Annotated in this window: 4 protein-coding genes; 1 reads left to right on the top strand and 3 read right to left on the bottom strand. The window is 76.5% G+C overall.

Features of this window, described 5'->3' with window-relative positions; all coding sequences use genetic code 11:
* Together AC07B0_RS37090 and AC07B0_RS37085 are read right to left on the bottom strand one after the other, a co-directional pair.
* Nucleotides 1-1,502 (bottom strand): condensation domain-containing protein (locus tag AC07B0_RS37090; protein ID WP_478900171.1); only part of this gene is annotated, 1,502 nt, incomplete at its 3' end.
* Nucleotides 1,503-1,785: 283 nt separating this feature from the next.
* A complete protein-coding gene (locus tag AC07B0_RS37085) occupies nucleotides 1,786-3,291 on the bottom strand; it encodes a helix-turn-helix domain-containing protein (RefSeq protein ID WP_478900170.1) in 1,506 nt (501 codons plus the stop codon).
* Between the two features lie 280 nt (nucleotides 3,292-3,571).
* Here AC07B0_RS37085 and AC07B0_RS37080 point away from each other — a divergent pair, with 280 nt between their 5' ends.
* Nucleotides 3,572-3,748, top strand: coding sequence for a hypothetical protein (locus AC07B0_RS37080; RefSeq protein WP_356884103.1), 177 nt, complete (start codon nucleotides 3,572-3,574; stop codon nucleotides 3,746-3,748).
* 109 nt (nucleotides 3,749-3,857) lie between these two features.
* On the opposite strand, the gene AC07B0_RS37075 is transcribed toward AC07B0_RS37080, so the two are convergent.
* Nucleotides 3,858-8,456 carry a BTAD domain-containing putative transcriptional regulator gene (locus tag AC07B0_RS37075; RefSeq protein ID WP_478900169.1) on the bottom strand — a complete coding sequence of 1,533 codons (4,599 nt, stop codon included), beginning with the start codon at nucleotides 8,454-8,456 and terminating at the stop codon, nucleotides 3,858-3,860.
* Nucleotides 8,457-8,617 lie beyond the last annotated feature (161 nt).

Raw genomic sequence — 8,617 nt, 5'->3', positions numbered from 1 at the left:
AAGACGACGGCGCGGGCGGTGGGGCGCAGGCGGGCCTGTTCCTCGAAGCGGTCGGTGAGCGTGGCCCCGCCGGTCTCCGTGCGGGTCCCGGTCCACTCCTCCAGGACCTGACGCCGCTCCGCCTCACCCAGCAACTCCAGCTCTGAAAGCGGCTGTTCAGGCGACTCCAGTACCGACTCCACGAACAGGAGGAAGCGGTCCTGGTGCCCGGCCACCGCCTCCAGGTCGCACACCTCGGGCGCCGCGTCGAAGTCGATCCGCAGCCCGCCCTCCGGCCCGAGGTCGTACACCCCGACCGCCAGGTCCTCGACCGGCCCGTTGCTCAGGTTGTGCTGCGTCGTCGGCAGACCGCAGAACCGCATACCGGGCGTGAACGCCATGATGTTCACCAGCGGGGCCGTGATCCGCCGCTCCGTCTCACCCAGCCCCAGGTCCCGGCACATGTCCTCGTACCGGGTGCGCTGACGCGCCAGCCCCCGCCGCGCCTCGGCGACCACCGTCGCCAGCAGCTCGCCCGGCGTGCCGTCCGCCCGCACCGGCACTCGCAACGGGATGACGTTCGACAGCATGGCCGGCGTACGGCGCGCCAGATCGGTGCGCCGCCCCGTCACCGGAAGCCCCAGCACCGGCTCCGCGCTCCCCGAAACCGCGTGCACGTACGCCCCGACCAGCGCGATCACCAGCATCGTCCACGGCGCCCGGTGCGCCCGCGCCACTTCCCGCAACCGCTCCGCCCGTTCCGGCGGGAGCAGTGCGGTGCGCCGGACGAACGGCAGCGCGCCCGGCGCCGTACGGCCCGAGCGGCCCTCGCCCAGGCGCGGGGTCTGCGGCAGCTCCGCGAGGTGCCCGGCCCAGTGGGCCCGCTCCTCGGCCGCCCCGTCCGACGCCCGGTACGCCGCGTCCTCCTCCAGTACGTCGGCCAGCGCGCCGAACGGGGTCGGCCCCCACGGCTCGCCCGCGGCCCCCCGCTCGTACAGCTCGACCAGCCTCCGGTCCAGCAGGGCCACGCCCATGCCGTCGATCACGAGGTGGTGGAAGGCGTGGAAGTAGAACCACCGCTGCTCCCCGTCCGCCGTCGTACCCGCCCTCAGCAGCGCGTGCCGGGTCAGCCAGCCGTCCGCCAGGTCGAAGGGCCGGGCCAGCTCCCCCGTCATCCAGGCGCGGGCCGCCCCGACCGGATCCGCCGCGCCGCCGAAGTCGACGAACTCCAGCCGCCGGCCCTCCGGTTCGGGGTGCAGCAGCTGCCACAGCCCGCCGTCCTCGTCGGCCCGGGTGCCCCGGATCCGCAGGACGTCCGCCTCGCGGGCCAGCTGCCGCCAGGCCCGGGCCAGCAGCTCCGCGTCCAGCGGCCCCGCGAGCTCCCGGTACTCCCCGATGTTGTAGCGGCAGCCCGTGGCGTCGAGTCCGTGGGCCATCCAGATGTCGCGCTGCGCCGCCGACAGGGGCAGCCGCACAGCGGCCGGCCCGTGCGCGCTGCTGCGTTCGGACGCGGTGGGGGACATGCGGATGCTCCTCGCGAGGGGTGGTGTGGGTGGTGCGGAGACCCGGGCCCGCCCGGTGGCGGTGGTCCGGCCGTACGTCATACAACCCGCGGCCCACCGGCCCGGGCGGCAGTTGCTCCGGCACTCCGGCAGCAGTTGGGCGGCGGTACCGACGGAACCCGCGCCGGCCCGCGATCCGGTCGTGCCCGGCGAAGGCGCGGCGCACGTCGTCCAGGGGGTCCGGGACGGCGGGGACGCCCCCGGCCTGCGGCGCGTCGGCGATGGGACGTGCCGGGGCGGGCCGTCAGGGGGCGACGGCCGCCGCCGGGCAGGAGCTGGGGCGGACGGCGGCGCGGACCAGGCCCAGCACCCTGAACCGCGAGCCGCCGCTCTCGTGCGCGGCCCGTACGGCGCCCGCGATCAGCAGCTCCCGCAGCATCCGGCCCGAGTCGGACAGGCCGCGGCCGGTCAGCGCGGTGATGCCGGCCAGCGTGAACTCGGCCCCGTCACGGCCCGGCCCGGGCTCCGGGGCCTGCGCGCAGAGGGCGTCCAGCAGGTCCCGGGCCCCGGCCGGCAGCCGGCTCAGCCGCTGGTGCAGGGTCACCCGGAAGCGGTCCGCGCCCGCGCCCCCGCCGAGGTGGTCGAGCAGCGCGACGGGATCGGCGTCGAGGCTGCGGCACAGGGTGGCGAGATCGCACACCACCATCCACGAGGCGGCCGCGGCGAGGGCCCCCGGATGCCCGTCGAGGCGGCGGCACAGCCACGCCACCTGCTCCAGGTCGACGGGCCCGGGGCTGAACTCGGGCCGTACGCGCCGTACGTGGTCCAGGAACACCCGGACGGCCGGGGATGCGGGATCCGCCGCGCCCTCGGCCGGCACCTCCAGCGGGGCCAGCAGGAAGATCCGCTCGCCCGGTACCTCCCACGGCTGGTCCGAGGTGACCAGCAGCCGCAGGCCGGGGCAGGCGCGCAACAGCCCGGTCAGCCGGTCGTACCGGGGCGGAGCCGCCGGCGCCCCGTCCAGGACGAGCAACACCCGCTGCTCACCCAGTAGTTCGGCCAGCGCGGCCACCCCGAACCCGGGCGGCCCGGCCAGGACCGAGGCCCTACCCGCCCCACCCGTCTCGCCCGTCCCACTCGTCCCGCCCGTCCCGGCCGGCTCGCCGGGGCCGGTCGGGAGTACGCTGCCCGCCGCCGGCGCGCCGCACAACTCCGCCACGGCCCCCGCCACCCGGTCCGACAACTCCCCTTCGCCGTGGGCCAGATAGTCGGCCGACGCACCGGGAAAGCCGTACCACAGCACCGGGACGCCGGCCCCGTGCACGCGCTCGGCGACCTCCAGCGCCACCCGCGTCTTGCCGACCCCGCCGAGCCCCACCAGATGCACCAGCCGCTCGGCGCCCGAGACCAGCTCCCGCTCCAGCACGGCCGTCTCGGCGTCCCGCCCCGGCATCGCGTGCAGCGCGGTCGGCGGCGCCGGCGGCTGCGCCCAGTACGACCCGCCGCCACGGCCCTGCTGGGCGGCGGCCTCCAGCGCGGCCCGCGCCCGGGGCCCCAGCCGCAGCGCGTCGGCCATCAGCCGCACGGTGTCCGGCCGGGGCCGTCTGGCCCGGCCCTGCTCCAGATCGCGGATGGCCCGCACGCTGATCGTCGACAGGTCGGCCAGCTCCCGCTGGGTGAGCCCGATCCGCAGCCTGTGGGCCCGTATCAACGCCCCCACCCGGGAGGTTTCCTGCGCGGGCCCCGCGGGCCCCGCGGGGGCGCCGTGGTGCCGGTCCGTGCTCGTGTCCGTGTGCGTATCCGTGTTCATGCGGGTGCTCCCGGGGACGGTGAGGGAGAACGGCGGGGCCTGGGGTGACGGCCCGGTTCCTGTTCCCCATCCTGGGCAGCGCGCTATCGCGTCGGCATCACCGGGCGAACAGCGTTCGCCCGTCCCGTCCTATCGGCGCTCGAGAAAGCCGCGAGCGGTCCGTGATAGCGCGGGGATAGGGGCGGGGCCGGTCCGGGGATTCCGGCCGTTCCTACGTTGGTGTCCAGAAGAAGGAAGCGCCCCGGAAACCCCCGGGGAGCACCGACGAAGGGACCCCGACATGACCGTCACCCACGCCCTGCGCACCGCGTTCGTCACCGTCGCCCTCGCCGGCGCCGCCGTCCTCGGCACCCAGGCCGCCCAGGCGGACGGCGCGGCGGGCGCCTCCGTCGGCGCCGCCGGCCCGCAGGCCGTCCCGGCGCCGGGTGCCTCGAGCAACACCAACCCGTGGGACTGACCCCGCCCGCCCGGCGCCCCCGCACCGGAACCCCGGGCCACCGCGGTTCCCGCACCGGTGCCCCGGCAGGCCGCCGCCCGCCCCTGCCCCCGGAACGCCCCGAAGGCGGTCAGACCCCGGCGGCGGAGCCCGCCGCCGGTGCGCGTACCGGAGCCGGCGCAGGCCCCGGCAGCGGAGCCCCCGACACCACCGTCCCCGACACCACCGTCCCCGACACCACGGCCCCCGGCACCACCGTCCCCGACACCGTCGGCGGCGTGCCCGAGAAGGAGCCCGGGGTCCTGCCCGCCGGGGATCCGCCCGTCGGAGCGGAGCCCAGCAGCCGTTCGGCCTCGGCCAGTTCAGGCCCCATCCGCCGGTCCCGGAAGGCCCGTACCGCGCTCTCCAGCAGTTCCCGGGACCGCGACCGCTCCCCGGTACCCCCGCTCGCCGCGAGCAGCCGGGCCAGGTCGAGGCGCACCAGCGCGGCCCCGCCCTGGTCCATGATCTGCTCCCGCACCGACAGCGCCTGCGCGTAGAACCCCCGGGCCGCCTCGCACCGCCCCATCTCGGCGTGCGCGTGCCCGAGGTCCCGCAGCAGGTGCCCCTCGCCGATGACGTCGCCGCTGTCCCGGCACAGCTCCAGCACCTCGGTGAAGGTGGTCACCGCCCGCTCGTGCTCGCCCTGCCCCTGGAGCAGTTGTCCCGCCCGCCGCAGGGTGCGCGCCTGGCCGCCCGTGTACCCCACCGAACGGTAGATGCCGAGCGCCTCGTCGAGGCGGCTCTGCGCGGCCGAGGTCTGCCCGCGCCGCATCCAGATGTGCGCGCTCTGGGTCAGGACGATGGCCCGGCCCACCACGTCACCGGCCCGGTCGAAATCCCGCAGCGCCCGGTCGTACAGCGTCAGCGCGTGGTCCTCGTTGCCCCGCATCCGCTCCAGCAGCGCCAGGTCGCGGTGGCACAGGGCCAGCCCCTGCCGGTCGCCGAGCTCCTCGAACAGCCCCAGCGCCGAGGTCAGCGCCGCCCGCGACTCCTCGCTCTGGCTGCGCCCCAGGTAGAGCACCCCGAGCGAGCCGAGCAGGGCCGCCGTGCCCCGGGTGTTCCCGGCCGACCGCACGCATTCCAGGGCCAGTTGGTGCGTACGCTCCCAGTCGTCGAAGTAGCCGCGCCCCTCGAACAGGGTGGCCAGCGTCGCCGCCAGGTCCCAGCACAGCTCGTCCATCCCCTCCCGGGCGGCGTGTTCCACGGCCTGCACCAGGTTCGCGTGTTCGCTGTCGAGCCACTCCAGCGGATCCACCAGCAGCTCCTCCACACAGCCCGCCGGCGGCTCCCAGCGCGGTGCGCCGCCGTGCAGGACGGTGAAGTCCCCGCCGTAGATGCGCCGGTGGGCCTGCTCGGCCAGGGACATCCAGCCGCCGAGCATCCGGGCCGTCGCCGCCCGCTGGTCGGCCGGGTCGTGGTGCGCGGCGAGCTGCTCCCGCGCGAACACCCGGATGATCTCGTGGAAGCGGTAGCGGAACCCGCCCGTGGACTCCATGCCGACGACGTCCAGCATCTGTACGTCGACCAGCGGCTCCAGCAGGTCGGAAGCGAACGGCCGCGGATCGTCCAGCAGCGGCCCCGCCAGCCAGCCCGGCAGCGTCGGCCCCTGCGCGAGGCTCAGCAGCCGCAGGAGCCGGCGGTCCTCCGCCGCGAGCCCGTCGTGGGTGAGCGAGAGGCTCGCCCGCATCGTCATCTCGCCGTGGGTCAGCTCGTCCAGGCGGTGCCGTTCGTTCGCGAGCCGGTGCACCATCGAGGCCAGCGTCCAGTGCGGGCGTGCCGCGAGGCGTGCCGCGACGATCCGCAGCGCGAGCGGCAGCCCGCCCACCGTGCGGATCAGCGCCTCGACCGCGACCCCCTCGCGGGCGACCCGGTCCGCGCCGATCACCCGGACCAGCAGTTCCACGGCGTGCCCGGTGCCCATCACGTCGAGCTCCACGCGGTGCGCGCCGGGCAGCCCCGTGAGCCGCACCCGGCTGGTCACCAGTACGGCGCAGCTGTTGCTCCCGGGCAGCAGGGGCCGGATCTGGCTCTCGGACGCGGCGTCGTCGAGCACCACCAGGACCCGGCGGGAGGCGAGCAGGGTCCGGTACATCTCGGCGCGCTCGTCCTGCGATTCGGGGATCACCGGGCCGGGGATCCCGAGGGCCCGCAGGAACCGGCCCAGTACCTCGCCGGAGGTGGCCGGGGTGCCGGTGCCGCGCAGATCGCAGTACAACTGCCCGTCGGGGAAGGCGGAATCGCTGAGCCGGTGGGCGATGTGCGTGGCCAGGGTGGACTTGCCGGTGCCCGGCTTGCCCACGATCACGGCCAGCCCGACGGCCCGCCGGGTGCCGTCGCCGAGCAACGCCCCCTCGATGCGCAGGATCTGTTCCTCGTCGCCGACGAAGTCGGAGGTGTCGGCGGGAAGCTGACGGGGCGTCTCCTCACGGTACGGACCTCCCTGCGCGGAAGCGCCGTACGCCCCGCCGGGTCTCTCCGCCCTGCCTGCACCCCCCTCCGGCCGGTACTCCGCCCCGGGCAGGCCGCCGCCCGCCGCCTCCAGCCGGTACTCCGCACGAGCGAAGCCCCCGGGCCCCCCGGTGGTCTCCTGCGGGTAATCCGTACCGGTGCGGACCGCCGGGCCGTGGGCGGTCTCCGGCCGGTACTCCGCACCCGGGAGGCGGCCCGGCTCCCCGGTGGTCTCCGGTCCGTACTCGGCACCTGTGGAGCCCCGCGCGCCCCCGGGGGTCTCCGGCGGGTACTCCGCACCGGTGCGGCCCGCCGGGCCGTGGGTGGTCTCCGGCCGGTACTCCGCACCCGGGAGGCCGCCCGGACCGCCGGTGGCATCCGGTCCGTAGTCGGTGCCGGGGAAGCCCCCAGGGCCCCCGGCGGTGGTCTCCGGTCGGGACTCCGCTCCCAGGGTGCCGCCCGGTCTGGCGTGGCCGGGCTGGGCGATACCCGCGGAGCCCCCGGCCGGCCCCGGGGCCCCGTCGCGGCCACCTTCCGGAGCCCCGGAACCTGCTCCGAGGTCCGTCGGCCCGGCGAGGAGCGCGCCAAGAAGGGCCCCGCCCAGGGCGTCCGTCGCCCCGCCGGGCCGCCCCGGCAGAGCGGGGAAGCGCGACCCGCCGCCGTAACCCGGGCCAGCCGCCCCCGCACCCGCCCCCAACGGCCGCCCCAGCGCCCCGGCGCCCGCCGGTCCGCCCCCCGGCCACCGTCCGGCATCCGTCGCTCCCGCGTCCGCCAGTCGGGCCCCGGGCCATCCGGCATTCGCCGGGCCGGTACCCGCCGCCTCTGCGCCCGGCCGTCCGGCACCCGTCGTTCCGGTGCCCGGGAAGCCGGCGACTGCTGTTCCGGCACCCGGCCATCCCGTGCCCGCCACTCCCGCTCCCGCTGCTCCCGCCTCCGCCGGGCCGGGGCCCGGAGTTCCCGCGCCCGGTGTGGTGGAGCCGGGCCGCGCGCCCTCCCGGCCGCCGCCGCTCTCACCCGGGCCCGACGGTTCCGCGTCCACCGAGCCGGCGCTCACCGGTCCGGATCCCCACGGGCCGGCACCCTGCTGTCCGGGACCCGGCGCAGAGGCATCCGGGGCTCCGAACCCCGGCCGTCCGGCGCCCGCAGCTCCCGCTCCCGGCGTGCCCTGGCCGGGCCGCGCCCCCGCCGGGCCGCCATCGGCCCCAAGCGGTCCCACCGATCCCGCGCCCACCGATCCCGCGCCCACCGATCCCGCGCCCGACGGGTCGGCCCCCCGGCCCGCATCCCGCAGCTCCGCGCCCATCGCACCGGCTTCACCCGGGCTCGGTAACTCCCGGCCCGGCCACCACGCCCCGCCTCCTGGAGCCTCCGCCCGGAACCCAGCGCCCGGAGCCTCCGTCTCCCGGAACCCGCCCCGAAAAGCCGCGCCCTCCCCCTTCCCCGGCAGGGGGACCGGGGGGACCTCGCCCGAGAGGATGGCCCGCTCCAGCTGCCGCAGCTCGCCCCCGGGCTCCAGGCCGAGTTCCTCCACCAGCAGTTCCCGCCCGACGCGGTAGCTCTCCAGCGCCTCCGCCTGCCGGCCCGACCGGTACAGGGCGAGCATCAGCTGCCCGCGCAGCCGCTCCCGCAGCGGGTGGACCCGTACCAACAGCTGGATCTCGCCGACGAGCTGGTGGTGGCGGCCCAGGTCGAGTTCGAGGTCGATCCGGGTCTCGGCGGCCGTCAGCCGCTCCTCGTCCAGCTGGAGGGCCTTGCTGCGCAGGGTCTCGCTCGACACCCCGCTCAGGCAGTCCCCCTGCCACAACTCGGCGGCCAGGCGCAGCAGTTCCACCGCCCCGGCGATGTCTCGGCGCTTCCCCAGGGCGCGCGCCTCCGCGACCCGGCGGGCGAAGATCGCCGCGTCGACGAGGTCGCCCTCCGTCTTGAGGGCGTAGCCCGGCGGGCGGGTGGTGATGGCGGCGGCGATGCCCGCCGTGGTGAACAGCTTGCGCAGCCGCGACACGCAGATCTGCACCTGCGTGCGCGCCGTGTCCGGCGGCTCGTCGTCCCAGATCAGATCGACCAGGTAGTCGGTGCTCACGACCCGGTTCGCCTCAAGCAGCAGGGCGGCCAGAATGACCTCCTGCCGCCCCGGTGGGATCCTGACCGGCCCGCAGTGGCCGGTCACCTGTAACGGTCCGAGGATGCGGAACACCACCGTGTCCGGGGTGTGCGGAACCCCGCCGGGCGAAACGGTCATGAGTCTCCCAGCTGGAGGCACACCAGTGAACGGATGGAGCGCGGGGCCAGTCTCGCCGAACACCTCTCCGGTTGTCCATGGTGTGGAGATTGCGTGGTGGTGAAGCGTGATAGGCAAGGGATAGCCCCGAGTTGCGGACCTGGCGGAACGTGGAGCGGCCG

This window comes from Streptomyces sp. NPDC044704, assembly GCF_056433525.1.
The sequence above is the reverse complement of the archived record's forward strand: the minus strand, read 5'-3'. Positions and strand labels throughout refer to the sequence as shown.